The following is a 24,559-nucleotide window of genomic DNA, read 5'->3' as shown; positions in this document are numbered from 1 at the left end:
CCTGACTACTCGGCTGCGACGGGATGGATGTCTGCCAGTTCGGCACGGACATCATGTTCGAGGGCAGGATCGACCGAGACTTCCGCATCTTCGACGGGAAACTCGGCCTCCAGTGCGGGCGGAGTGGAGAGACCCGGAGTGCGCAATGCCGCGGGCAACCAACCGGAATCGGCGATCAGTTCCTGCGCGAGTTGGGCCATCTCCGCCTTCTTGAGGTGCTCGATCCGGTCGCCCGCCCGCTGGCCCTTTGCCTCCCGCACCGCGTCGAGGATCTGCGCTTTCGTCACCCGACCAAGGTACGTGTCGACGGTCGGGGCCCAGCCCGCTTCGGCCACGTCGAGCGCGACTGCGGCCGCGAGGCGATCGGCATCCTCCAACCGTCGCTGGATCGCGGCGCCCGAAGGGTTGCTGAAGCGATCGGTCCGTTCGTGCAATGCGGTGACGCCGAACGACAGGCAATGCGCCAACAACGATAGGCGGCTATGGGCGTCGAGACCCGCGAGCCAGTCCCAGAGCGCCTCACGATCCTCGGGGATATCGGCTTTCCAGTTCTCATGCCGCTCGGCGATCGTCCTCGCCGGCACGCTGTCCGTGAGATTATTGCCCTGGAACGGAAAGTGCTGCTCATGCAGCGCGACTTGCAGGCAGCCACCGAACGAACGATAGTAGAAGCGGTCGGTGACCAGTTGCTGGAGCAGCAGGGTCAGCGCAGTATCGGGATGCTCGGCCACCGCGTCGCGAAGTGCCAACGTCCGGAACGCCGTTAGTTCACCCAGCAGCCGCTCGGGCAGCGGTTTACCGCCATCTCCTTCCTCCTCATCGTCAGCATCGCTGTCCGCGGGCGGAGCGCTACCGTTGGTATCGACCGTGTCGCCGGGCTCCTGTTCCTCCCGAGCGCTGTCGTGGGTGTCCTCTTTGTTGCTGTCCGAGCGGAGGGCTTCGGCGTCCTCGGGACGAAGGAACCCGCGCTCGACCAGCAGAGACCCGTTCTGGTCAATCGACACGAACACACCGGCATGGGCGACCTGCTCGGGGTTGAAGACGGCCAGCCGGTTCTCGAAACTTTCGAGCTGGGTCTCGATCTCGCCCAGGCGGGCGTCGATCTCCTCGGGCAACTCATCGGCGTCGGCGTACTCGTCCTCGATCCTCTGCTGATCTGCGACGAGAGCGTCCATGGCTACTCTCTCACTATCGCTGAGTTCCGCCGGAACGCCCCAGACACGGGTCATGCCCTGGCTGTGCCCGTAAGGGTGCTGGATGGCGGCCGTGATCCATTTCCAGCCCTCGGCGAGGATGCCGTCAGCCTCGGCGGCAAGTTTCTCGCCGGCCAAGCGGTCGAGCAGAGCGACATCCTGCAGCCAGCCGTCTCCGTCATTGTCGAAGAGATCCTGCAGTACAGCGCCGCCGGCCGCCACATAAGCGTCGATGCCGACAAAGCCAACGCGCTGGTCATTGGCTCGAACCGTGTTCTCTGTGAGCATGCGCTTGATCGCAAAAGGCTCCTTCGACCAAGAGTGCTGGATCGCCTCCCAGACCTGCTCCTGGCGCCCGTGGTCAGGGTTGACGGTGAATGCCATCAACTGGGTGAGCGTCAGGGTGCCCTCGGCATAGTGATCAAGGAGCTTTGGGGAGACGGCGGCGAGTTTCAGCCGCTGGCGCACGATGGTGACCGGAACAAAGAACCTGGCGGCGATGTCCTCCTCATCAACACCGTTCTCGCGCAAGGCGGCGAACGCCCTGAATTGATCGAGCGGATGCAGGTCGGCGCGCTGCACGTTTTCGGCAAGGGAATCTTCCTCGAGTGCGATTGCGCTGCCGGCGTCGACGACGACACAGGGCACTGGCTGGTGCTTCCCCATGCGTTTCTGTTTCACCAGCAATTCGAGGGCACGATAGCGCCGGCCGCCCGCAGGGATTTCGAACGTTCCGGTTTCCTTGCCGTCGGCGTCGAGCAGCGGCCGGACATTGAGGCTTTGCAGCAGCCCGCGACGGGCGATGTCCTCGGCAAGATCCTCAATCGAGATGCCGGCCTGAATACGGCGGACATTCGATTGCGACAGCACGAGTTGGCTGAAGGGGATGTCGCGCGAGAGGTTGAGCGCGATCATGGGTGTAGCCTTTGCCATGGCAGATCTCCATAACGGGCGGCCGGAAAACTCTCTCCCGGCCTCCAAACCCGTCACGAAGCAAGGCGCCGCCCTCTTACTCCGAGGACGGCGCCGAACTGTCAGTGGGGAGACGGACTGGATCGGGGAGCCGACCGACTGCGTTACGCAGCTTTTTCGAGTAATCTCTTTGCCTTGGCTTCGAGATCGAGCCGCGCATCCTGGTGCGGGCGGCTTCGCGCGATGGCGGTGATGCCTTGCACGAAGTCAAAGATGGACACTGGCGGCCGACCTTCCTCGCGCAGCACAGTCTCGATGATCTTGCCGGTCTCGGCCTTCGAGAAGCCGGCCTTGCGCAGGAAATCGCTCCGATCGTCATCGTTGCGGGCGACGATCGTCTCGCGGGCCGATCTGATGCTGGTGATGAACGGCTGCGGCGATGAATTGGCAAACCGGGTCAGTGCCGGTGCCGCCTCGCGGGCGAAGCGGAAGTCCGCGAGTTTCGAATGCCGGATCGTGATCTGCTGAAAATCTTCGACACCCCAGAGATTGCGGTTCTGACAGACGGCGCGAAGGTAAAAGCTGGCGATTCCGAATGTTCGCGCACCGACTTCAGAGTTCCAACAATAGAATCCGCGAAAATACAGATCCGGCTCGCCGCTCGGCAAACGACCAGCCTCAATCGGGTTGAGATCGTCGACCAGAAACAAGAAAATATCCCTATCGCTCGCGTAAAGCGTAGTCGTTTCTTTCGAGATTTCGGTGTGGGGGTTGTACATGCCGGTGCCCCAGTCGAGGACGCCTGGAACCTTCCAGCGCGTATCTCCGGTCCCGTTGCCGGCTATCCGCCTCACCGACTCGACCAACTGGTGGTCGAAAATCCTGCCGTAATCGGGACCGGTCGCGGCACGCAGTTCGGTGCGGCCGTCGTCAATTTCGTAGGTTTTGATCTGTTCGGAGCGATGAGCGGCGAGACCGTACTGCAGATTGATCGCCGCGAGCGGAGCCGGCAGTTCCCGCAGGTATGAGGCCGGCGCACCGACCAGGCTCGACAACTGTCCAAACGACCAGTTGGTCGGCGCGATCGGCGTGTCGGAGCCCGGAACGATCAGTCGCAGACGCTCCGGGTCATTGTTGCTGGCCTCGACGCGGATCGCAGAACTCTCGACCGTCCGCGTTCGGCTGCGCTCGGTTCGAGTAACGACCGAAGCGTGCAGGTCGGCGAGTGATAGGTATCTCTCGTCGTCCGGTCTCGAATGCCACTCCGAACTCACTCGGCCAACTCGCTCGCCGCGGCTCGCATCGACCTTGTAGCCACTCCGCCTATCGCGGGTATCGGCCGCCATTACAATCTGGGTCACGGGTATTCTCCACGACGGGCGCCGGGAGACTCTCTCCTAGCCCTGATCCGTCATGAACGCTTCCACACTCCTCTATCTCTCGGCGCTGGAAACAGGAGGGGTTCCGCGTCGTCCCGATGCGGAGCTCCGGAGCGGCCATGTGGCGAGAAGCACACGGGCAATACCACCAGCGGTGCCAAGCCTCAGGCGCTTTCGGATCCCGACCGTTTTGGCAATTTTGTCAATTCTGTCAGCAGATCGTCCGACGACAACCGCCGTTGGCCTGGTTCCACGGAAGAGGAGATCACACCCAGAATTCGCCGGTTCAGGCTTAAGTCGGGGGGGTGCCCGGAGGGGGCATCTTTCAATGTGCTGTACTTCCAGCGCGTCACTTCGGCGCTTTGGAGAAAGTCGTGATCACTAAGAACAGCGCCGGCAATGAGCCGGCGACGAAGTCGGCAAGCCAGGAGGAGCATGCCACTGAGCAGCCGACGATCGTCTACACGGTTGGCCCGAAAGGGGGCGTCGGCAAGTCGACGGTGGCGCGCCTCGTGATCGACGGCTGCAAAGCCGCCGGTCGCGATGTGTCGATCATCCAGATCGACCGCGCGCCTACCCTGCCTGAGCTCTATGAGGGGATTACCACCACCATCGTGGCCCCGTCGGCAGAAGATCTGCGCATCGACCCGCTCTCGGCGGTTCGCGTCTTCGAGCCGTTGGACCTGGCGGTCAGCAGCATCGCCCTGCGCAAGGGCGTGCTGGTCGTCGATGTCGGCGCCGGCCACAACACGGGCGCACTGCTGCATTTCATCAGCAGGAGCCGCTTCGACAACTATCTCGGCAGTCACGAGGTGAAGGCCGTAGCGCTGGCAGTGACGACTGCCGATAGCAGCGCGATGACGCAGACGGCGTCGGTGATCGCCGACCTGGAGCAGGTGCATCCTTCTGCCGAGATCGTTCCGGTCCTCAACGCCTACGGTGGCAGCTTCCGCTTCATTGCCGGCAGTCCTGCGCGGAAGTGTTTCGCGGAACGCATCCAGCCTGCCCTGAAGGGGCGCCGCCACCTGTCCTTGCCCGCGGTCGCAGAGGGTGCCTGGCCACTCTTCGAGGCCGTCGGCATGACCTTCACTGAAGCGATGATGGTATCGGAGGACGAACTCATGGCTCGTCTCGGGCTGTCGCGCGCCGTCGCTGTGGCGGTGCGCGCCGATGTCGCGGACTTCCTCGCGGAAGTCTGGCCGCGCCTGGGCGCCGTGGTGGGCTTTGACGTGGAGAAGGCCAATGGCTAGCACTCCGGCCAAAGTGATGGACCGGATCGCCAGCAACAGGGCGCGCGGCAAGTCCGCGCGCCTCTATCTGCGTCGGAACATTGCGACCTTTCCGATCCGCGAGGTGGCCAAGGTGCCCCGCTCGACCTTGAAACGGCTCGAGGTCGAATTGCCCACAGACGCGACTGCTAAGCCGATAAGCACGCCGAAGAAGGCTGAACCGGTCGACGCGAAGTCAAGCGCCGCTGCACCCAAGAGCGGCACGACCCAGAACCCGGAGCGAGTTCCCTCGCTTCTCGAACTGCTAATCCTCGGCATCGTAGTCGTCACCGCAGTCACCGTGGCTGCCTCGTCGGGCGAGCGCCACGCTCGGTGGCTGCTTCATCATGTTGGATTGTTCAGCGGCGATGAGATGGGACTCTGTCTGCGCCTCGATGCGTTGACCGACGACTGCAGCTTCGAGGTCAGGGCCAACGATCTATCCATGACGCGGGTGGCGGAACTCATCGGTGTTCCGCTGGCGACGCTCGCTGCCAAAAACCCAAATCTTTCACCGAACGACCCGCTCCCAAGCGGAGCGCATGTTCGCATCAAACGAACGGGAGACCGGAGTGAATAGTAAGCAACACGCCCTTACCCCGGTGCCGGACGAGACCAAAGCTCGTGGCGCCGCGTTCACCGCATTCGTCCTCGCGGCGATTGTCGTAGCCGCCTTTGTGTTTGCCATTCTTCCGATCAGGGGTTGGAACGCTGTCGCTGGTCACACGGCGTATTTCGATCTCAATGCCCTCGTGGGTCTGGTCGGCGAGTTGGTCGCGGAGGCCGCGCCGATCTACCCGACCTCTTCTGATAATGGGCTCGTTCTTTTAATCAACTTCATTGGCTACTTTGTTGAGTGGCTGCTCGTTCCGCTCAGTTTTCTCGTTGCGTTGCCGGCGCGACTGGCTGGGGCCGACCTCTCAACCGATGTGTCGATCCGACTGATCGGTGTAGTTGTGGCGGGTCTGGTGGCCGCGGACCTGGTGTTTAGGCACGTCGCTAGCCGGGCTCCGCATCACCGTCGCGCAACTTGGATCGATGGCCCCAGGGTGCTCTGGTTCGGCGAGGCTATTGCTGCTGCCGGCGGTCTTCTTCGGCCAATGATCAAGGAAGCACCCGTTGGTGTTACCCTGGCGCCGGGCCTGCAATTGCCCCGACTGGCGGAGCATGAGTCCCTCTTCATCATGGGTCTCCCTGGTTCGGGAAAGACTGTGATCGCGGAGGGGATCATGCGGCAGGCGGTAGAGCGCAAGGAGCGTCTGCTCTGCCTTGACGTAAAGGGGGGATTGTTCCGACGGATCACCAGGGTGTTCGGCAAGGGCACCGCAAGTGTCGTCGGCCTCGGACGAGGATGCGGGGTCTGGGCAATCGGTCAGGACTTGCGAAGCCGGCAGGCGGCACAGCGGATTGCCGCCCTTCTCATTCCGGATTCCAAGGACCCGGTCTGGTCGGCAGCGTCCCGGCTTCTGTTCGCGGGCATGCTCGTCAAGCTGCGAGAAACACGCGGTCGGAACTGGGGCTGGACGGACGTGAAGCACTCAATATCGCGTCCCGTGGAGGCGATTGCCGCAGAACTGGCCCCCACAATGCAGCAGGTCGCCGAACTGCTGCGCAACCGGGAGGGAGAGCCGACATCGATGGCCCTTTCCACAATCTTCAACATGATCTCGCACGTGGACGACTTCGTCGGCGTGTTCGCCGACATGGAAGCTGCCGGCTGGCCAAAGATCTCTCTCGCCAAGTGGGTAGTGGCTGAGGCCCACCCGGTCTTAGTCCTGCAGCACGACCTTGGAAATGCCGAGCTTTCGGGACGACTGATCGCGACCATGCTGAGTGTCGTTGCCAGTGAGTTGCTGAGTAGCCGGGTCGAGGACGGCGTCGACCACGGCATCTGGCTTTTTGCCGATGAGTTGCCTCGCTTCTCCGGCGCGGCCGGCGATGTCTCGTTGTTGGCGTCTCTCGGTCGCTCACGCGGAATCAGAATCGTGGCGAGCGCGCAAAGCATCGCGCAGTTGGAGGAGAAGCTGTCGGCAACCGGTGCCGAGGCACTGTTGGAGAATTTCGGCAAAGTCGTCATATGCAAGGTGCGGCCGGGCAAGAATGCCGAGCAGATTGCCGAAACACTCGTCGGGCAGGCAACGTTCGGGGTGAATGTTGGCAAGGATGGCGAACAGTCGATCCACAAGCTGCCAGCCCTGTCGCCTAGTGAAATGGCAAAAGCGCTGGGCCTGACTATGGACTGGCGCGGCGGCAAGTCAATCCGGGCTGCGGTCGCCGGGCTGGGCGATGTCTACGTGCTGGAGTGGAAATTCAGCGAGTGGACTGGCCTCCCCGGCTGACAAGGCAAACCCTTCGAAAGACTACATGGCGGCCGCGGGCATTTTGTTCGCGGCCGCATCCTTAAGGGAGGGGGGTGCCCGGAGGACGGGTTTTCAGCTTCGGTAGTCTCGCCTGTGAACGTGAGCACAGGCGCAATGGTCGCAACGATCGCGGCGGGGACTTCCGCCCAGTACTACATCGAGACGACGGACTACTATCTTGGCGGGCGGGAGCCTGCCGGGCGCTGGATTGCCGTCGCACCGGGACTGCCGCTGGCGATCGGTGCCGTCGTTGAGCGGACGGACTTCGAACAGATTCACGCCGGCCTGCGCCCCGACGGCTCCGTGTTGCTCTCTACCGTCGGCGTCGGCGGTCCGCGCCGCCGCATTGGCGGGTACGACGCGACCTTCTCAGCACCCAAGAGCGTCGCACTGCTGTGGGCGATCGCCGATGACGAATTCCGGGCCAGTCTGGAGGCCGCACAGTCCAAGGTGGTCGCCCAGGCCATAGGTCTGGCGGAAGACTACGCTGCCTTCTGTCGGTTTGGCCGAGGCGGCATCCGCCGGGAGAAGACCTTCCTGACAGTCGCGGCCTTCCAGCACGGCGACTCCCGCCCCGCTGAGCACGCCGACGGCCAGACTTTCTCCGATCCTAACCTTCACACCCACTGTGTGGTCATCAATGCCGGTCCCCGGCGGGACCGTAGCGGCGAGAACCGACAGGACGCTGACTCTGGCGCCGCCGACTTTGGTGCCCTCGACGGTACCGCCCTGTTCGCTGCCAAGATGTGTCTGGGAGCCCAGTACCACGCCTCCTTGTCGTTCGAGTTGATGCGACTCGGGCTGAGCGTCGAGGCCACCGGCAAGAACGGCCTCTTCGAGGTCCGCGGCGTTCCAGTCGACCTTATCAAATACTTCTCGGCCCGACGGAAGGAGATCGAGGACGAACTTGCCGCGTCCGGCATGGCAAGCTCAGATTCGCCTGCATTGGCAGCGTCGATCGCCCGCAAGTCGCGCAAGGCCAAGCAGGAGCATGAGGTCGAGGATCGGCATGCCGATTGGCGCGCCCGGGTCGCCGAGCAGGGCCATGACGCCGCCGCTGTCATCGAGGCCAGCCTCGCCGAATGCGAGCAGCGGGAACATCTCGAAGACCGCCTGGCCCGTATTCCTCTCGAGCTGACTGAGCATGAGAGCACGTTCGACCGGCGGGCCCTGCACGGTGCCGTTGCGTCGGCCTTCGTCGGGACCGGAGAAGACCCCAGCCGCGCCGCGTCGGAAGTCGATCGGCTGATTGCTGCTGGTCGGTTCGTTGTGCTGGACCACGACAGCTTCGGTCAGGAAATCCTCACGACGCCCGAAATGCTGCGGCTCGAGCGCGAGATCGGTGAGATGGCGCAGGCGCTGTCGGCGATCAATGCCGAACCGATCAACACCGAGCGGGTCGATGGGCTGATTGCAGGGCACGAGCTCAATGCCGAACAGGCTGCCGCGGTACGCCAAGCTCTCGCAAGCCGGGCCGTCAACCTGATTGAGGGTGCGCCGGGTTGTGGCAAGACGACACTGCTCAAACCGGTGGTGCAAGCGCTGCAGGAAGCCGGTTGTCGCGTCATCGCCGGCGCCACGGCCTGGAAAGGGGCGCATGCCCTTCGCGATGAGCTTTCGATCGAAGCGCGCGCGGTCGATTCCTGGCTCGCCGTTGCCGAACACGGCGGCAACTTCGTCGATGAAAATACCGTCTTGGTCATCGACGAGGCCGGCCTGCTTTCAAGCCGGCAGATGCACGCCTTGCTGAAGGCCGTCAGTGGCGAGCATTTTTTTGCGGGCAATGGCCGTCGCCGCCTGCTCCTGCTTGGAGACCGGAACCAACTCCAGAGCGTTGGCGCCGGATCCGGCCTTCGCCTCGTCGCCAACGCGCTTTCGGTTACGCGGGTGGACCGCATCATTCGCCAGAATGAGCAATGGGCGCGCGACGCGGTCACCGATTTCGGCAAGGGCCGAGCCAAGGAAGCACTCGGGGCATACCGCGACCATGGGATGATCCATGAGGTCAACGGCACGGGAGCAAATGTGAGGACCTTGGTCGACGCCTGTAACCGGGCGCGGACCGAATCCAGCAATGCATCGGTCCTGATGGTCACCAAGACCAATGCCCAGGTTCGCGCCATCTCGACTGAGGTCCGCCGGCGCATGCGCGAACAGGGCGAGATTGTCGGTCCCGACCAAACAATATCTGCTGTTTCGGCCTCCGGCCATGCAGTCGCGCTGCCGGTTGCCCAGGGGGATCGTATCCGCTTCCTGAAGCGCGCAACGCTCGATGGCACCGAGGTCATCAACGGGGCGGAGGGCCGAGTCGAGGCGATCCGGGTGGGGGAGACGGTCGAACTGACCGTCACTACCCAAGACGGCCGGATCCGGTTTTCGCCCGACCAGATTGCCGATGAGCATGGCCGGGCCCGCATCGACCATGCGTATGCCAGTACCATTCATGGCGCGCAGGGAATGACAGTCGAACGGGCATTTGTCTGGCTCACGCCGGGTATGGACCGCCACGACATCTACGTGGCGGCGAGCCGCGCTCGAGCAGAAACCCGATTCTTTCTAGATCGCCAGGGGCTGGACGCAAGCCTCAAGGCCAGCTTGCCACTCGACCAGCGCCGCCAGGAGGAAACTATCCAGTTCGAGGAGCGGCTGGACTTCCTCGCGACTCAACTTTCACGAGCACGGCTGAAACGCACCACCCAGGACTTTCAACCGGTCCCCGATCAACAGCCGTCCCTGTCGGCGTCACAGGAGCGCCAGAGCCAGGGTCGCGGGCGCAACCAGGTCGCGGAGATCGGCCTTGACTGACGCGGGCGGCAAACGCGGAAGGACGGGGTCCGGGCCGCTCACAGCTTCCTCTTCGAGGGACAGCAATCGGGAACCGTCGGCAACCAATGTCGAGGACAACTGGCCCGAGGGAGTTCCCGTTGCCACCGGCGAGCTCGAGGTCATCGAAATCTGGCTGCGCACGCTGCTCGACGAACTGTTCGGAGGCGACGATGCATAGGCGGATTCAACCACAGGGCCGGGCCCCGCCTCACGGCTCCATAGCCTTACCTCACCGATTTCTCCAAAGGAGGCCTGAAATGGCGAACCAATTTGTTTCAGCGGCGGCTTACGCACAGCGAGTGCTGACGTACCCCGAGCAGGAAGCGCCTGCCGTTTTGCGGCAGGTTCTCGAATTCATTGCAACCCTCGCCGAAGGCTGGACGGGCTGCTCCCTGATGACAGCGATCGACGTCGACGACGGCTGGCACTTCTACGACGATGACATCCCGCTGGCGGATGCCATCGTGGACCTGAGTGATCGCCCCGAGGCGGTCGGGCAGCTCGCCGAAGCGTTGGTAGCTGGTAAGTTGGCCTATGACGTCGCTCCGTGGACGGCTAGCGACGACGGCTCTGGTGTTGAGCCGGCGATCTGGGTCACGAGCAAGACGGGAGGCTACGTCATCGCGCATATCGCCCTTCATCCGCGCCTCGGATGCCTCCGGGTTCAGATTTGTTAGGCTGACCCAATGAAGCGCCTTCGAGGCGCTCCATTTTGTCATTGTTTAAGATTCACGTTTTTGTACAATGACTTAAAGCCACCATACATGGTGCAGACTACGCCCGGAGAAGCACAATGAATGTCCATATGGCGAAGACTACCGAAGAAGTGGCAGGCGAGCATTCGGCAACGGCTCTGCGTGCCTGTGGATACTTTCGGGTCTCGACCGGACGGCAGGCGGAAGGTGATCTGTCGATCCCCGATCAGCGCAAACAGGTGACTTCCTTCTGCGAGGCGCGGACTTGGACTCTCGTCACCGAATACGTCGAACCGGGGGCCTCAGCGACCGACGATCAGCGACCGGAATTCCAGCGCATGATCGAACGGGCAACTGACGATGATCGTCCCTTTGATGTCATAGTCGTTCACAGCTACTCCCGATTCTTCCGCGACTCCTTCGGTCTCGAAATGTACATCCGCAAGCTCGCCAAAGCGGATGTGCGGCTCATTTCCGTAACCCAGGAATTGGGTGACGACCCCGCGCAGGTCATGATGCGCCAGGTGATCGCGCTGTTCGACGAGTACCAGTCGCGCGAGAATGCCAAACATGTGCTGCGAGCGATGAAGGAGAACGCCCTACAGGGCTACTACAACGGCAGCCCGTTGCCACTCGGCTATCGCGCCGTCGAGGTTGAAAGGAAGGGCGCCCGCATCAAGAAGCGCGTCGAGATCGACCCGGTCGAACAGCAGCTCGTCGAACTGATCTTCAAGCTCTATCGGCACGGCGATGGCGAAACCGGGCCGCTCGGGACCAAGGGGCTCGCCAAGTGGCTCAACAGCGGTGGCCACCGGACGCGGTCTGGAGCCCGGTTTGGCGTCGGCACCGTCCACGGCATTTTGACCAATCGGGTCTATATCGGCGAAATGGCCTTCAACCGCCGGAGCACAAAGACCGGCAAGGCAAAGCCCGCTTCCGAGCATATCATTGTCGAGGTCCCTCCGATCATCGACCGCGTCGAGTTCGAGCGCGTCCAGCAGACGCTCGTTGCCCGCAATCCGAAGAATACGGCGCCAAGGGTCGTGACGGGTCCCATCCTGCTCACGGGCCTCGCCACCTGCGGGACGTGCGGGAGCGCCATGACTTTGCGCACCGGCACCTCCAAGACTGGACGCGTCTACAAGTACTACACCTGTTCAGGTGCGGCGCGGGTCGGTGACAGCATGTGCAAGGGTCGGTCGATTGCCATGGACAAGCTCGATACAATGGTGGTTGATCGGCTTTCCGATCGGTTGTTCACGCCGGATCGACTATCAGAGATTGTCAGTTCGCTTGCGCAGCGCCGTGCCGAAAAAGACGCAGAGATCGGCCGCCGCATCGCTGCGCTGGAAGCCGAGGCAATCGAGGCCGAAGATAAGCTGAAGCGCCTCTATCGCATGGTCGAAGATGGCGTTGCCGAACTCGATGACATCCTGCGCGATCGTATCGCAGCGCTTCGTTCTGACCGCGAGCGAGCGCAGGCTGCCCTGGATCGTATCCGTCCCCAGATCGCCAAAGATGCAGTCTCGCCTGCGATGCTGGAAAAGTTCTGCCTCGGCATGCGCAAGAACATCGCGACTGGCGAGATAGGCTTCCGCCGGACCTATCTTCGTTCAGTCATCGATCGCGTCGAAATCAATGACGAGGTCATCCGCATCATCGGAGACAAGGCGACCCTTGAAGACGTGATCGCCGGTAAGTCCGGGGTTCGCAGTTTTGCACGGAAGTGGCGCGCCCGAAGAGATTCGAACTCCTGACCCCCAGATTCGTAGTCTGGTGCTCTATCCAGCTGAGCTACGGGCGCCTGTTGCGCCGAGCGGTTTCGGCGAACGGCGTGACCCATACATTGGGTGATCTGGCATTGCAAGCCGGGTGAAGCAGGGAAATTGACACAGGTGTGGACGGTTCAGGCGATGCGGATGGCATGCGGCAGGGTCACGTCGAAACGGGTGCCCAGCGGCTGGTCGACATAGTTGAGGCGGCCGCCATGGGCTTCGGTGAGCTCGCGGGCGATGGCGAGGCCGAGGCCGGTGCCGCCGGCCTTGGCGGAGCCCTCGAAGGCGACGAACAGGTTCTCGCGGGCCCGTGGCGGCAGGCCCGGGCCGTTGTCCGAGACGGTTAGGACGAGCCAGTCGGGGGTCTCGTCGAACACGACCTCGACATAGGGCTCCTCGATCTTGCCGTTGGCCGCCTCGAGGGCCTCGCGCGCATTCTTGAACAGGTTGTCGAAGATGCGCGCGAACTGGTCGGGGTCGGCGGAAATGCTCACCGCGTCGGGCACGCCATTGCGCCAGCGGATGGAGGGATGGCCGACGAGCCCGGCATCGAACGCGGCCTCGTCGAGCAGCAGGTGGAGATCGACCGGGACGGGCCGCGGCGGTGTCGCGCTCTGGCGGCCGTAGTCGAGCACCGACTGGGCGAAGCCGATGGCCTTGTCGATCGACTGCACCAGCCGCGGGGCGAGGCGCTGCACCTTGGGATCGTCGACATTGGCCACCTGGTCGGAGAGCAGCTGGGCCGAAGTGAGCGTATTGCGCAGGTCATGGTTGATCTTGGCGACCGCGAGGCCGAGATCGGCGAGGTGCCGGCGCTGGCGCAGCATGGAATAGAGGTCGGTCTCCATGGTGGCGAGCCCGCGCTCCATGACGCCGATTTCGTCCTGGCGATCGGACGGTGCCATGATCAGCCCGGGATTCTCGGGGGCCTCGGAGAAGTCGACCATGTTGGCGGTGAGGCGGCGGATCGGTGCGATGAGGATGCGCGACACGAAGACATAGAGCACCGCCGAGGTGATGATCGCCAGAATCAGCGAGAGAAAGAAGAGGTTGCGCGAGTAGACCAGCAGGTCTGCCCTGAGCGGCGCCTCGGGCATCAGCACCTCGATGACGCGGTCGGGCTGGCCATTCTCCTCGCCGACGATGCGCAGGGTGCGGTTGGAGCCGAAGAGCAGCGTATCGAGGACGCCCATGATCAGCGTGGCGGGGTCGCGCTGGCGCATGTCGACGGTCACGGCCTCGCGCGGCAGCTCGACATTGTCGAGGGCAAGCAGCTGGCTCTGGCCCTCGCGGCGATAGACGATGGCGAGGGCGCCGGCCGAGTTCAGCAGCCGGTCGGTGAGCGTGCGCGGCAGGTTCATGGCGTCGGGCACGGCATCGAGCACGTGGGCCGCGACAGTGCCGACGCGGAGACGGTCGTTCAGCCAGCTCTGGCGGAAGTTTGCGGCCGACGGCAGGTAAATCACCACCTCGACCGCGAGAATCACCACGATGATGGTGGCGATGATCTTGACGGAGAGGCCCGAGAACGGGCCCGGCATCGCGCGGGTCTGTGTGGCCATTGAGCGATGCTTACCCGGAAAAGCCCTTCCTTTCCAGCGACAGGCGCAAAGATGCTGTCAGCCGAGCAGGCGGTTGAGGGTGAGCCAGTGTTTCAGCAGCGGATTGGCCGCCTCGGAGCGCTGCAGCTCGGCGCCCAGGCGCACGGCGATATCGGCCCGCGAGGGATAGGGCGCCGCAAAATCGGCGAGCCGGCTGGCATTGAGCCCGCCCGCCATGGCGAGGGCGAAGAGCGAGACAAGTTCCGCGGCGCCGGTGCCGACGACGCCGGCCCCGAGGATGCGGCCGGACCGGTCGGTGACGAGCTTGGCGACACCGTAGGTCTGGCGCGAGGCGCGGGCCTGGTCGTTCTCGGCGAAGGCGAGCCGGGTGACGCGGAAGTTGATCCCGTGGCGGGTACGCGCCGTCACTTCGTTGAGGCCGACCTCGGCAATCTCGGGGTCGGTCGAAACGAGCCGCGGCACAACCTGCGGATCGGGCCGGGCGACGAGACCGAGGAGCGCACTGCGCACCACGGCGCGGGCCTGATGCGCGGCTGCCTGCACCGAATGCCCGCCGGCGACGTCACCCACGGCGTAAATGCGCGGGTTCGTCGTCTTCAGCGTCGGGCCCAGCTGCAGCTGGCGCGGATCGGCCTTGCTGCGCTTGATTCCGGCCTTGTCGAGGTCGAGGCCATCGAGATTGGGCAGGCGTTCGCCGGCGACGAGGATATGCGAGGCATCCAGCAGGCGGTCCTGCTCGCCCGAGCGGATGGCGACGCCGATGCCCATCGAGCGGCCCTGGATGGCGGCGACGCCGGTATGGGGGAGAAGGGTCACGCCCTCCTCGGCCACCTGCTTCAGCGCCACGACGGCGAGTTCGGGGTCCACTCCCTCGAGCAGGTTGCCCGGCGCGACCACAGTGACCTCCGAGCCGAGGCGGGCATAGGCCTGGGCCAGCGCGACAGCGGCGGCACCGCCGCCGATGACGACGAGGTGGGTGAGCTTGCGGGTGTTGTCGAGGATGGTCTCGGTGGTGAAATAGGGCACCGCATCGAGACCGGGGATCGCCGGAACCGGCGCCCTGGCGCCCGTGGCGACGACGAAGCGGCGGGCGCGGATCTCGGTATCGCCCACCTGCACGGCCTTGCGGCTGACAAAGCGCGCGCCGCCGCGCAGAAGCTCGATGCCCAGGGCCTCGAGCCTTGCTACCGAACTGTCGGGGGCGATGGCGGCGATCACCTGCTCGACATGGTCGTGGACGCGGCGGAAATTGACCTTGGGCTCTTCGCTCGCGATGCCGAACGCGGCGCCGTCCCGCATGGCGCGGGCCTGGGCAGCGGCGGCGAACAACGCGGCAGCCGGCACGGCGCCGGTGCCGAGAGCATTGCCGCCCAGCCGCGCCTTTTCGACGAGGACCACTTCAGCGCCATAGTTGCGGGCCAACTCGGCGACTGCAAGTCCGCCCGATCCGGCCCCGATGACGCAGAGATCGGGAGTAAGGATATCGGCCAATCTTGCCCTCTTGATGCGCCGGGGCCCCATAACCCCCGGCCTCAATAGCACCCGGTGGTTGCGGGACAATAGTGGGCGGGGCAAGGGCCGTGTGGAAATCGGCGTATTTCGGCCTCGCACACCGGCATTTCTGCCGCACAGGGTCGCGTTGACTTCGCAGGTTCCTTTCCCTATAAGCCGCCCCAATCTGCCGTAAGCGCCCTAGCGAGGGTGCAGCCCGGCATGCAACTGCCCGTAGTTGAGAATTAGGGAACCGCGCGCCGGCGTGGTCAGATCGTATGTCGAAACGCACTTTCCAGCCGAGCACGCTCGTTCGCACCCGTCGGCACGGCTTCCGCGCCCGCATGGCGACCAAGAACGGCCGCAAGATCCTGAATCGCCGCCGTGCCGTCGGCCGCGCCAAGCTGTCGGCCTAAGGCGACGGCCGTGCTCACGGCCGGGTCGCAGGGGGCAGCCTTGCGGCGCCTCAGGAAACGATCGGAATTCCTCAGAGCCGCCCGGGGCCAGCGCGTCGGGCGCTCTGCGTTTTCGCTTCAGGCGAACGCACGCGAGATTGATGAACCCGGCATCGGGTTCACTGTTACCAAGCAGATGGGCAACTCGCCCGAGCGCAACCGGATCCGCAGGCGCCTCAGGGCTGCCGCGAAGGCTTGCGAGAACGGGTTCGAGCCACGACATGACTACGTGCTCGTCGGTCGCCGCGAGGCGCTGAGCATGCCTTTCGGCCAGCTCGTCAACGAGCTCGCCACCTCCATTTCCAAGATACACTTGAAGAAGAAGAGCTGATGCAGTCCGAAAACAACCGCAACATGATCATTGCGATCGTGCTCAGCGTCGTAGTGCTGTTCGGATGGCAATTCTTCGTGGCCGGGCCGCAACTCGAGCAGGCGCAGCGCCGTGCCGAGGCCGAGACCGCCGCCCAACTGCAGCCGACTGCCGATCAGGGCCTCGCGACACCCGCGGGCACTGCTGCGCCCGGCGCGGCCCCCGCTGCAGCGGCCTCGGGCGATGCCACCCTGCCCGGCACCTTCGCCACCCGCGACGCGGCGCTTGCGGCTTCGCCGCGCGTCGCCATCGACACCCCGGCGCTGTCCGGCTCGATCAGCCTCACGGGCGCGCGCATCGATGACGTCAGGCTCAAGGAATACCACGAGACCGTCGACCCCAACTCGCCGATCATCACGCTGCTGAGCCCCGCGGGTGGCCCGGGCGGCTACTATGTCGAGCAGGGCTTTGCCACCGCCGACGGCGCGCAGGCCACCCCGCCTGATGCGACGTGGGCTGTCGAGGGCGACAACCAGACGCTGACCCAGGCGACCCCGGTGACGCTGCGCTGGGACAATGGCGCCGGCCTCGTCTTCCGCCGCACCATCAGTGTCGACGACCACTACCTGTTCACCGTGGTCCAGTCGGTCGAGAACGCCGGCACCGGCGACGTCATGCTGTTCCCCTTCTCGCGCGTCGTGCGCCAGGGCATGCCGCATGTGCAGAACTTCTTCGTCCAGCACGAAGGCCCGCTGGGCGTGCTCGGCACGAACAACCTCGTCTCCAAGAAGTACTCCGACGTTCTGCATGACGGGCAGAACAACTGGACCTCGGCCACCGGTGGCTGGGTCGGCATCGGCGACAAGTACTGGGCGACGGCCATTCTCTCGTTCCCCGGCGCGCCGCTGAACGCGCGCTTCTCGGCCAATCGCCAGGGCACGACCGACGTCTTCCAGACGAGCTTCGTCGAGAGCACCCCGCTCGTCGTGCCGGCTGGCGGCACGGCTGAGAACAAGACCTATACCTTTGCCGGTGCCAAGCAGACGCATGTCATCGACAACTACGACAAGACCTACGGCTTCGACCGGCTGGAACTGCTGATCGACTGGGGCTGGCTGCACTTCATCACCCGGCCGATGTTCGAGCTGCTGAACTTCCTCTACGGAATCCTCGGCAATTTCGGCCTCGCGATCCTCGCGGTGACGGTCATCGTCAAGGCGCTCTTCTTCCCGCTCGCCAACCGCTCCTACGCCTCGATGGCGGCGATGCGGCGCGTGCAGCCGGAAATGAAGGCCATCCAGGAGCGCTTCAAGGACGATCGCGTGCAGCAGCAGCAGGCGATGATGGAGCTGTACAAGAAAGAGAAGATCAACCCGCTCTCGGGCTGCTGGCCGATCCTCATCCAGATCCCGGTGTTCTTCTCGCTCTATACCGTCATCTTCATCTCGCTCGAGATGCGGCATGCGCCCTTCTTCGGCTGGATCGTCGACCTCGCGGCGCCCGATCCGACCAACATCTTCACCCTGTTCGGCCTGATCCCGTGGAACCCGACTGCCGTGCCGGTCATCGGCGGCCTGCTCCACCTCGGCATCTGGCCGCTCATCATGGGCGTCACCATGTGGGTGCAGATGCGGCTCAACCCGCCCCCGCCGGATCCGACCCAGGCGATGATCTTCAACTGGATGCCGGTGATCTTCACCTTCATGCTGGGCTCGTTCCCCGCCGGCCTCGTGATCTACTGGGCCTGGAACAACCTGCTCTCGGTGACCCAGCAGTGGTTCATCATGAAGCGCCACGGCGCCGAGGTAGACCTGCTCGGCAACATCGCGGCAAGCTTCAAGCGCAAGCCAAAGGCGGAAGCCGGCGGCAAGGCGAGCTGACGTACCAAGCGGCGGGGCAACACCCCGCCGTTTTCGTTTTGGGGGAAGCTCATGACCCGGAAGGGCCAAACGTTCGAAGAGGCGGGGGTCGTTGCCTCGTACGTGCATCGGCCACCCTACCCGAGCGCGCTGCTCGACAGGCTCGTCGCCATCGCGCCAGCGCACAACGCACTGCTCGATATCGGCAGTGGACCCGGGAAGATTTCGCGAGCGCTTTCGCCGGTCTTCTCGTCCGTCACAGCGGTGGACCCCTCCGCCAATATGATCGCGCTAGGCAAGAGCCTGCCCGGTGCGGGAGGCAACGTCGTGTGGCTCGAGAGCCTGGCCGAGGACGCGCCGCTCGAAGGGCGCTATGACCTGACTGTTGCGGCCGCCAGCATCCATTGGATGGATCATGTCCGGCTGTTCCCCAAGCTGCAGGCGCATGCGGCTGCCGACCATGTCTTTGCAGTGGTCAGCGGTGATGCGCCACTTGATCCGCCCTGGGAAAAGGACTGGCAGGCATTCCTCGGAAGATGGGTACCGTTCCTGACCGGCAAGTCCCTTGACCCGGCGCGGTGGGAGCGGGAAGGGAACGCCTTTCGGATACATATCGTCGCAAGGGGCGATGAGGACTTCGTCAGTGACCCCTTTGTCCAGAGCGTAGAGGACTTCATCGCGTGCCAGCATTCGCGCGACACCTTTGCGCCGTCCAGATTGGGAGTACACAGCAGCCGCTTCGATTCCGAGCTCGGCGAGATGCTGAGTCCTTACGCGAACGGCGGCCAGCTGACATTTCGCACGCGTTCCAGGCTGACCTGGGGCAGTATCGCGGCGTAGCGGCGTTGCCCGCTGCCCCCTTCCCATCCGCCCCGCCCTCCCCTATTGAACGGCCATGTCCGAGACCCCGTCCAAATTCAGCGAAGACCAGATCGAGGCCGGGCGGCTGCTGTTCGCGCGGCCGTTCCTGTTCACCAAGGGGTGCGTCCGCATCGCCGACCTGCCGCCGTCAGACCGGCTCGAGATCGCCTTCGCCGGCCGCTCGAACGTGGGCAAGTCCTCGCTGATCAACGCGCTGACCGGCACTACCGGGCTTGCCCGCACGTCCAATACGCCGGGCCGGACGCAGGAACTGAACATCTTCGAGAGCCAGCACGCCGATCTCAGGGTCGTCGACATGCCGGGCTACGGCTTCGCCAAGGCGCCCGAGGACAAGGTGAAGCAGTGGACCAGGCTGATCCACCAGTACCTCACCGGCCGGCCGAACCTCAGGCGCGTCTACGTGCTGATCGATGGCCGCCACGGCCCGAACGCCAACGACATCTCGGTGATGAACGAGCTCGACAAGGCGGCGGTGAGCTACCAGGTCGTCATCACCAAGGCCGACAAGCCGAACAAGGCCGAACTCGACGCCGCGATCAAGAAGACCCGCGACACCATCAGGAAGCGCCCCGCCGCGCACCCCGAACTCATCCTCACCTCGAGCGAGACCAAGTTCGGCATGGAACAGCTAAGGGCGGAAATCCGGCAGCTGCTGGAGCAGTAGCTCCCGGTGCTTGGCGCCCCTCACCCTAACCCTCTCCCCAGAGGGGCGAGGGGACGCGAGTTGAACCGCCCGTGCCACAACGCCCCCTCGCCCCTCTGGGGAGAGGGCCGGGGTGAGGGGCGCGGCGCGCACTACCGCGTGAGGAAGCTCCCCAGCCACCCGGCCACATCCTTGCTGTGCGAGGGCGTTGCCACCGAGGCCACGGCCTTCTCCACCACTTCGTCCGGTGCCTTGCCGCGGCGAAGCTCGGCCAGCGCCAGCGTGTAGTCGTCGTGGAACTCCGGGTGCGGCTGGAGGCTCAGGGCCCTGCCGTTGCGGTAAGCGAGCCCGGCGTTCGGTGTGAACTCGGAGGCGAGGAAGACCTCCGCCTCCTTGGGCGGCGCAATGACCTGGTCCTGGTGCGAGCAGGCGATGGAGAGCGCAAGCAGGTCGGTGCCGAGAAACTCCGGGCGCGCCTTCACACCATAGGTATGGCGGCCGAGGCCCCAGCCCTTTTCTGACTTGCGGACGTCGCCACCCAGTGCGTCGGCCATGATCTGGTGGCCGAAACAGATGCCGAGCATAGGCGTGTCCGCTGCATAGGCCGAGCGGATGAAGGCGCGCAGCGGATCGAGCCAGGCATAGTCATCGTAGACGCCTGCCGCCGAGCCGGTGATGAGGATGGCGTCGAGCTTGCCGGCGTCCGGAAAAGCGGCGCCGTCGTGGACCGGGATGGTCTCGTAGTCGAAACCGTGGCCGGCCTCGTCGAACATGCGCTGGAACATCGGGGGATAGGCGCCGAACTTCGGCCGCAGCGGCGCCGGGACGTCGCCGGTCTGGATGATGGTGAGCTTCATGATGCCAATCAGATGGCCCGCTTCGGAGCCGGACGCAAGATGGCGGCACGCATGCCTCCTACCCGCAGTGGCGACACCCGACGCCCTCCATGCACGACCGGTGCTTATTGGCACGAGCAACGCTTGGCGCCGGCCCCGCGCACCGGCCAAGCCCCAAACCACCGTCATCCCCGGGCTTGACCCGGGGACCCATGCGATACTGCGGCCCGCCCGCCTCACCCTTCGGCGGGGTGAAACACCAGCGACACGCCGTTCATGCAGTAGCGCAGCCCGGTCGGCTCGGGGCCATCGTTGAAGACGTGCCCGAGGTGGCCACCGCAGCGGCGGCAGTGCACTTCTGTGCGTGGGTAGCCGAGCTTGGTGTCCGTCGCCTCGCCCACGGCGTTGTCCAGCGGCTGGTAGAAGCTGGGCCAGCCCGTGTGGCTGTCATACTTGGTCTTGGAATCGAACAGTGGCAGGTCGCAGCCGGCGCAGGCGAAGGTGCCGGTCCGGTGCTCGTTGAGCAGCTCGGAGGTGCCGGGGTGCTCGGTGTATTCATGCCGCAGCACCTGGTAGGCGAGCGGGGAAAGGCGCTTCTTCCACTCCTCGTCGGTGAGGGTGAACTCGAACGTGCCTTCGGCAGCGGTGCTGGCCCCCATGGGCCGCAGCAGGGCAGCTGCGCCGAGCGCGGCGACTGCCGTACCGCCGAGCAGAACGAAGCGACGATTGAGACGGTTGGTCGGCATGGGATCGTCCCCTTCTGAGGCTGGTCCAGTCTAATCCGGGCGGGACCGGAGCGGCAGTACAAAAGCATGTGTCCCATCAGGGACGGGACACATGGCCGGATGTCGATGCGATCGTCGCGGAGGTTCCCGCCGAACTCACGTCTTGGGCAGCAGGACCTTGTCGATGACGTGGATCACGCCGTTCGACTGGATCACGTCGGCAATGGTCACGTTGGCGGTGCCGCCGGCTTCATCGGTGATGGTGACCTTGCCGCCATCGGCCTTGAGCCAGAGCTTGCAGCCGCCGACCGTATCGACCTCGTGGGTGCCGCCATCGTCCATCGCCATCTTGGTGATGTCGGCGGCGAGCGCCTTGGCCGGGACGACGTGGCAGGTGAGGATCTTGACCAGCTGCTCCTTGTTCTCGGGCTTCAGCAGGTTGTCGACCGTGCCGGCCGGCAGGCCCGCGAAGGCATCGTTGGTCGGAGCCAGCACGGTGAACGGACCGGCGCCCTTCAGCGTATCGACGAGGCCGGCTGCCGTCACGGCAGCCACTAGCGTGGTGTGATCGGCCGAGTTCACGGCGTTGTCGATGATGTCCTTGGTCTCCGACATCGGCGCGCCGCCAACCATCGGGTTCTCGGCATAGGCGACACCGGCAATGGCGGTGACCGACAGCATGGCGGCGGCGGCAACTGCGCGCAGGGTAGAGAGCTTCATCGTCTGTTCCTTCCTGAATGGTTCCGCGATGTCTTGGTGACAAGGCAGACGGAGTTACGAGCTGCCGTTCAGGTCGGTTTCGGATCACATTTTCGTTCTGGCGGGATAATTCGCCCACATCGGTGAAACTTTGCGGGCCGCGCTTTCGTAAGCGCGACCCTAGATCGATCTGGCGGTACCGACAGCGACGATCGGGCCCTGGGCAACGCCGGTGGGCGAGCCGCCCTTCTGCTCGAGAGTGACGGCGAAAACCGTGCCCGGCTCAATACTGGCGCGGGCATCGGCATCGAGCGGGATTTCGCGGCGCTCGTTCATTGGCAGCACGCCCATGGAGACGGCGGGCTGATCACCCTTGATGTACCAGAGCTCATAGTCCCGGTCGGGCACGGCATCGCCGCGCAGGGACGTCACGCGGACCTGACCCAGCGCCTCGTCGTAGACGGCGATGAACTCGACCCCGAAGCCTTCCTGAGACTCGATGGCCGCCACCAGTTGCGTCGCGAGCTGGGCCGGATCGATCCGGGGCTGCATGAGGTTGAAGCCGATCGCCAGCACCGCCACTGCGGCGGCTGTCGCGGTCAGGCCACGCCAAAGCGGCAGCGAGTTCCACCAGCCCGCCCGCGCCGGGGCGGCATCGCCGAACAGGCGCCGCTCGATGCGCTCGAGGACATGGGCGGGCGCGGGTTCCTCGGCGAACTCGCGGTCGAGCGTCGACAGCCGGCTGCGCCAGAGTTTCAGCTCGGCGGCAAGCGCGGGCTCGGTGGCGAGGCGGCGCGCGAAAGCCGCGCGTTCGCCGCCCTCGAGCAGGCCAAGCGCGTACTCGGCGACCAGGACCTGGTCGTCTTCGCCGCTTCTGCCATGTCCTTCCGTGCTCATGCCGAGAGGCATTCCCTGAGTTTGATGAGGCTCCGCCGGAGCCAGGTTCGCATCGTGTTGAGCGGCACGCCTTGGCGCGTCGCCAGTTCTTCGTAGCTGTAGCCGTCGAGATAGGCGCCGCGCACGCAGTCGGCCTTGTCGGCCTCGAGCGTATCGAGGCAGCCGTCGATCCGGGCGCGCTCCGAGCGATAGATGCTCGACTGCTCGGGGTCAGGCCCGGCGTCGGCGACTTCGGCCGCGACCTCGATGTCGTCGCTCACCGGCCGGCGCGCCCTGAGGATATCGAGGGCATGGTTGCGCGCCACGGCGACAAGCCAGCTGATCGGGCTGTAGGCGCCGGCGACGTAGCGGTCGGCGCGTTGCCAGATCTTGACGTACACCTCCTGCAGCGCCTCTTCGGCTTCAGACCTGTCCTTTAGGATACGCAGCGTCACGCCGAAAAGTTTCGCGCTGGTGCGGGCGTAGAGGTCGCGGAAAGCCGCGCGATCACGCAACGCGGTGCGGGCAATGAGCTCGGCGATCTCCAGGCTGGCGCTGCTGGTCATGGACGGGAACCTAGCCAAAGCCCATGCGTATGCCTATCCCCGGCGCGTCACGAAATCATCGTGATTGTTCTATTGAAGCCACGACCCGGGACGCAAAAGCGCTTTCGACTCCAATGGAATGCGCTATAGGACGGACACAATGGATACTCAGCGCGCTATGCCCGACATCGAAAGTTTTTCCCGTGACGCCGCGGTCCTTTCGCAGGCGCTTCCCTACATGCAGCGCTACGAGGGCAAGACCGTCGTCGTGAAGTACGGCGGCCATGCCATGGGCGACGTCGAGCTGGGCCAGGCCTTCGCGCGCGACATCGCGCTCCTCAAGCAATCCAAGGTCAATCCGATCGTCGTGCATGGCGGCGGGCCCCAGATCGCCTCGATGCTGAAGAACCTCGGCATCGAATCGAAGTTCGAGGGCGGGCTGCGCGTCACCGACAAGCGGACGATGGAAGTCGTCGAGATGGTGCTCGCCGGCTCGATCAACAAAGAGATCGTCGCGCTGATCAATGCCGAGGGCGAGTGGGCCATCGGCCTGTGCGGCAAGGACGGCAACATGGTGTTCGCCAAGAAGGCCACCAAGACCGTCAAGGACCCCGGCTCGAACATCGAGCGCGAACTCGATCTCGGCTTCGTCGGCGAGCCGATTGAAGTCGACCGCACGCTGCTCGACCTGTTGGCGCGCTCCGAAATGATCCCGGTGATCGCCCCGGTGGCGCCCGGCCGCGACGGCCAGACCTACAACATCAACGCCGACACCTTCGCCGGCGCCATCGCCGGCTCGCTCGGCGCCAAGCGGCTCTTGTTCCTCACCGACGTCGATGGCGTTCTGGACGCGAACAAGAAGCTCATCCCCGAGCTCTCGGCCCGCGACGCCCGCGCGCTGATCGCCGACGGCACCATCAATGGCGGCATGATCCCCAAGGTCGAGACCTGCCTCGAAGCGCTCGACAACGGCGTCGAGGGCGTGGTGATCCTCAACGGCAAGACCCCGCACGTGGTGCTGGTCGAGCTGTTCACCGCGCATGGCGCTGGCACGCTGATCGTCCGCTAACAGCGCGAGCGCCCGGCGGTCTGGCTCCAACCACTGAGCGTCATCCCGGCTTTCGCAGGGATGACGGTTGGCAGGTGGGGGTGACCGCGTTTCACCGCCCGACGATATTCAAACCCATCCAGTCGCTCGGCCTTTCCGACCTTGCCGTCAGGTCCTGCCCTGCCCGGCGCGGATTCCGGCTCTCGCGCGGCTGACGGCT

The 24,559-nt window shown here is 64.6% G+C and carries 22 protein-coding genes and 1 tRNA gene; 13 read left to right on the top strand and 10 right to left on the bottom strand.

Annotation, left to right across the window (positions count from 1 at the left end):
• Nucleotides 1-5: 5 nt before the first annotated feature.
• Both PRN20_RS06020 and PRN20_RS06015 read right to left on the bottom strand, forming a co-directional pair.
• Nucleotides 6-2,126: a ParB/RepB/Spo0J family partition protein gene (locus tag PRN20_RS06020; RefSeq protein ID WP_273956325.1), complete on the bottom strand. Its 2,121-nt coding sequence runs from the start codon at nt 2,124-2,126 to the stop codon at nt 6-8.
• Between the two features lie 143 nt (nt 2,127-2,269).
• Nucleotides 2,270-3,451, bottom strand: a complete 1,182-nt coding sequence (locus PRN20_RS06015) for a DUF932 domain-containing protein (protein ID WP_273956784.1) — start codon at nt 3,449-3,451, stop codon at nt 2,270-2,272.
• Nucleotides 3,452-3,858: 407 nt separating this feature from the next.
• On the opposite strand from PRN20_RS06015, the gene PRN20_RS06010 reads away from it, so the two are divergent.
• The 7 genes from PRN20_RS06010 to PRN20_RS05980 all read left to right on the top strand — a co-directional run bounded on the left by PRN20_RS06010 (nt 3,859) and on the right by PRN20_RS05980 (nt 12,390).
• Nucleotides 3,859-4,734, top strand: a complete 876-nt coding sequence (locus PRN20_RS06010; protein WP_273956323.1) for a hypothetical protein — start codon at nt 3,859-3,861, stop codon at nt 4,732-4,734.
• A complete protein-coding gene (locus PRN20_RS06005) occupies nt 4,727-5,332 on the top strand; it encodes a hypothetical protein (protein WP_273956320.1) in 606 nt (201 codons plus the stop codon). Before PRN20_RS06010 ends, PRN20_RS06005 begins: the two co-directional genes overlap by 8 nt.
• Complete coding sequence (locus PRN20_RS06000) at nt 5,325-7,091, top strand: type IV secretion system DNA-binding domain-containing protein (RefSeq protein WP_273956318.1); 1,767 nt, start codon at nt 5,325-5,327, stop codon at nt 7,089-7,091. The genes PRN20_RS06005 and PRN20_RS06000 overlap by 8 nt, the downstream gene beginning before the upstream one ends.
• A 135-nt stretch (nt 7,092-7,226) precedes the next feature.
• Entirely contained in the window at nt 7,227-9,917 is a 2,691-nt protein-coding gene (gene mobF, locus PRN20_RS05995) for a MobF family relaxase (RefSeq protein WP_273956316.1), read from the top strand.
• Complete coding sequence (locus PRN20_RS05990; RefSeq protein ID WP_273956314.1) at nt 9,910-10,116, top strand: hypothetical protein; 207 nt, start codon at nt 9,910-9,912, stop codon at nt 10,114-10,116. Before mobF ends, PRN20_RS05990 begins: the two co-directional genes overlap by 8 nt.
• A 79-nt stretch (nt 10,117-10,195) precedes the next feature.
• Complete coding sequence (locus tag PRN20_RS05985) at nt 10,196-10,615, top strand: hypothetical protein (protein ID WP_273956312.1); 420 nt, start codon at nt 10,196-10,198, stop codon at nt 10,613-10,615.
• 128 nt (nt 10,616-10,743) lie between these two features.
• Complete coding sequence (locus tag PRN20_RS05980; protein ID WP_273956310.1) at nt 10,744-12,390, top strand: recombinase family protein; 1,647 nt, start codon at nt 10,744-10,746, stop codon at nt 12,388-12,390.
• On the opposite strand, the gene PRN20_RS05975 is transcribed toward PRN20_RS05980, so the two are convergent.
• From PRN20_RS05975 to PRN20_RS05965, 3 genes are all read right to left on the bottom strand, one after another.
• A tRNA-Arg gene (locus tag PRN20_RS05975) sits at nt 12,361-12,437 on the bottom strand. The genes PRN20_RS05980 and PRN20_RS05975 overlap by 30 nt on opposite strands.
• Nucleotides 12,438-12,539: 102 nt before the next feature.
• Nucleotides 12,540-13,970: a sensor histidine kinase gene (locus PRN20_RS05970; RefSeq protein ID WP_273956308.1), complete on the bottom strand. Its 1,431-nt coding sequence runs from the start codon at nt 13,968-13,970 to the stop codon at nt 12,540-12,542.
• A 57-nt stretch (nt 13,971-14,027) separates the two neighbouring features.
• The gene (locus PRN20_RS05965; RefSeq protein ID WP_273956306.1) at nt 14,028-15,461 is read right to left on the bottom strand and encodes a dihydrolipoyl dehydrogenase family protein; all 1,434 of its coding nucleotides are present in this window, start codon (nt 15,459-15,461) and stop codon (nt 14,028-14,030) included.
• A 278-nt stretch (nt 15,462-15,739) separates the two neighbouring features.
• On the opposite strand from PRN20_RS05965, the gene rpmH reads away from it, so the two are divergent.
• The 5 genes from rpmH to yihA are packed head-to-tail and all read left to right on the top strand — an operon-like array spanning nt 15,740 to nt 19,631.
• Nucleotides 15,740-15,877 carry a 50S ribosomal protein L34 gene (rpmH, locus tag PRN20_RS05960; RefSeq protein ID WP_055886015.1) on the top strand — a complete coding sequence of 46 codons (138 nt, stop codon included), beginning with the start codon at nt 15,740-15,742 and terminating at the stop codon, nt 15,875-15,877.
• 10 nt (nt 15,878-15,887) lie between these two features.
• On the top strand, nt 15,888-16,247 hold the full coding sequence (gene rnpA / locus PRN20_RS05955; RefSeq protein ID WP_273956300.1) for a ribonuclease P protein component: 360 nt from the start codon (nt 15,888-15,890) through the stop codon (nt 16,245-16,247).
• Nucleotides 16,247-18,106 (top strand): membrane protein insertase YidC, encoded by a 1,860-nt coding sequence (gene yidC / locus PRN20_RS05950; RefSeq protein ID WP_273956298.1) that lies wholly within the window; start codon nt 16,247-16,249, stop codon nt 18,104-18,106. Before rnpA ends, yidC begins: the two co-directional genes overlap by 1 nt.
• Nucleotides 18,107-18,157: 51 nt before the next feature.
• On the top strand, nt 18,158-18,925 hold the full coding sequence (locus PRN20_RS05945) for a class I SAM-dependent methyltransferase (protein WP_273956297.1): 768 nt from the start codon (nt 18,158-18,160) through the stop codon (nt 18,923-18,925).
• Between the two features lie 55 nt (nt 18,926-18,980).
• Entirely contained in the window at nt 18,981-19,631 is a 651-nt protein-coding gene (gene yihA, locus PRN20_RS05940; RefSeq protein WP_273956293.1) for a ribosome biogenesis GTP-binding protein YihA/YsxC, read from the top strand.
• Between the two features lie 131 nt (nt 19,632-19,762).
• Here yihA and PRN20_RS05935 read toward each other — a convergent pair whose 3' ends face one another.
• The 5 genes from PRN20_RS05935 to PRN20_RS05915 all read right to left on the bottom strand — a co-directional run bounded on the left by PRN20_RS05935 (nt 19,763) and on the right by PRN20_RS05915 (nt 23,312).
• Entirely contained in the window at nt 19,763-20,467 is a 705-nt protein-coding gene (locus PRN20_RS05935; protein WP_273956290.1) for a glutamine amidotransferase-related protein, read from the bottom strand.
• A 215-nt stretch (nt 20,468-20,682) separates the two neighbouring features.
• Nucleotides 20,683-21,192, bottom strand: coding sequence for a peptide-methionine (R)-S-oxide reductase MsrB (gene msrB / locus PRN20_RS05930; protein WP_273956286.1), 510 nt, complete (start codon nt 21,190-21,192; stop codon nt 20,683-20,685).
• 135 nt (nt 21,193-21,327) lie between these two features.
• On the bottom strand, nt 21,328-21,891 hold the full coding sequence (locus PRN20_RS05925; protein WP_273956284.1) for a fasciclin domain-containing protein: 564 nt from the start codon (nt 21,889-21,891) through the stop codon (nt 21,328-21,330).
• 159 nt (nt 21,892-22,050) lie between these two features.
• A complete protein-coding gene (locus tag PRN20_RS05920; RefSeq protein WP_273956281.1) occupies nt 22,051-22,767 on the bottom strand; it encodes an anti-sigma factor in 717 nt (238 codons plus the stop codon).
• Entirely contained in the window at nt 22,764-23,312 is a 549-nt protein-coding gene (locus tag PRN20_RS05915; RefSeq protein WP_273956277.1) for a sigma-70 family RNA polymerase sigma factor, read from the bottom strand. Before PRN20_RS05915 ends, PRN20_RS05920 begins: the two co-directional genes overlap by 4 nt.
• A gap of 139 nt (nt 23,313-23,451) precedes the next feature.
• Here PRN20_RS05915 and argB point away from each other — a divergent pair, with 139 nt between their 5' ends.
• Complete coding sequence (argB, locus tag PRN20_RS05910) at nt 23,452-24,360, top strand: acetylglutamate kinase (protein WP_273956274.1); 909 nt, start codon at nt 23,452-23,454, stop codon at nt 24,358-24,360.
• Nucleotides 24,361-24,559: the final 199 nt, after the last annotated feature.

This window comes from Devosia sp. ZB163, from assembly GCF_028613635.1.
Classification (GTDB): Bacteria; Pseudomonadota; Alphaproteobacteria; order Rhizobiales; family Devosiaceae; genus Devosia_A.
This window is presented reverse-complemented; position numbering and strand designations above follow the sequence as displayed.

What these genes read in the sequence shown, in the direction of transcription:
- PRN20_RS06020 (WP_273956325.1), bottom strand. Translation starts at nt 2,126, where the DNA reads ATGGCAAAGGCTACACCCATGATCGCGCTCAACCTCTCGCGCGACATC.
- PRN20_RS06015 (WP_273956784.1), bottom strand. Translation starts at nt 3,451, where the DNA reads ATGGCGGCCGATACCCGCGATAGGCGGAGTGGCTACAAGGTCGATGCG.
- PRN20_RS06005 (WP_273956320.1), top strand. Translation starts at nt 4,727, where the DNA reads ATGGCTAGCACTCCGGCCAAAGTGATGGACCGGATCGCCAGCAACAGG.
- mobF (WP_273956316.1), top strand. Translation starts at nt 7,227, where the DNA reads ATGGTCGCAACGATCGCGGCGGGGACTTCCGCCCAGTACTACATCGAG.
- PRN20_RS05985 (WP_273956312.1), top strand. Translation starts at nt 10,196, where the DNA reads ATGGCGAACCAATTTGTTTCAGCGGCGGCTTACGCACAGCGAGTGCTG.
- PRN20_RS05980 (WP_273956310.1), top strand. Translation starts at nt 10,744, where the DNA reads ATGGCGAAGACTACCGAAGAAGTGGCAGGCGAGCATTCGGCAACGGCT.
- PRN20_RS05970 (WP_273956308.1), bottom strand. Translation starts at nt 13,970, where the DNA reads ATGGCCACACAGACCCGCGCGATGCCGGGCCCGTTCTCGGGCCTCTCC.
- rpmH (WP_055886015.1), top strand. Translation starts at nt 15,740, where the DNA reads ATGTCGAAACGCACTTTCCAGCCGAGCACGCTCGTTCGCACCCGTCGG.
- yidC (WP_273956298.1), top strand. Translation starts at nt 16,247, where the DNA reads ATGCAGTCCGAAAACAACCGCAACATGATCATTGCGATCGTGCTCAGC.
- PRN20_RS05945 (WP_273956297.1), top strand. Translation starts at nt 18,158, where the DNA reads ATGACCCGGAAGGGCCAAACGTTCGAAGAGGCGGGGGTCGTTGCCTCG.
- yihA (WP_273956293.1), top strand. Translation starts at nt 18,981, where the DNA reads ATGTCCGAGACCCCGTCCAAATTCAGCGAAGACCAGATCGAGGCCGGG.
- PRN20_RS05935 (WP_273956290.1), bottom strand. Translation starts at nt 20,467, where the DNA reads ATGAAGCTCACCATCATCCAGACCGGCGACGTCCCGGCGCCGCTGCGG.
- msrB (WP_273956286.1), bottom strand. Translation starts at nt 21,192, where the DNA reads ATGCCGACCAACCGTCTCAATCGTCGCTTCGTTCTGCTCGGCGGTACG.
- PRN20_RS05925 (WP_273956284.1), bottom strand. Translation starts at nt 21,891, where the DNA reads ATGAAGCTCTCTACCCTGCGCGCAGTTGCCGCCGCCGCCATGCTGTCG.
- PRN20_RS05920 (WP_273956281.1), bottom strand. Translation starts at nt 22,767, where the DNA reads ATGAGCACGGAAGGACATGGCAGAAGCGGCGAAGACGACCAGGTCCTG.
- PRN20_RS05915 (WP_273956277.1), bottom strand. Translation starts at nt 23,312, where the DNA reads ATGACCAGCAGCGCCAGCCTGGAGATCGCCGAGCTCATTGCCCGCACC.
- argB (WP_273956274.1), top strand. Translation starts at nt 23,452, where the DNA reads ATGGATACTCAGCGCGCTATGCCCGACATCGAAAGTTTTTCCCGTGAC.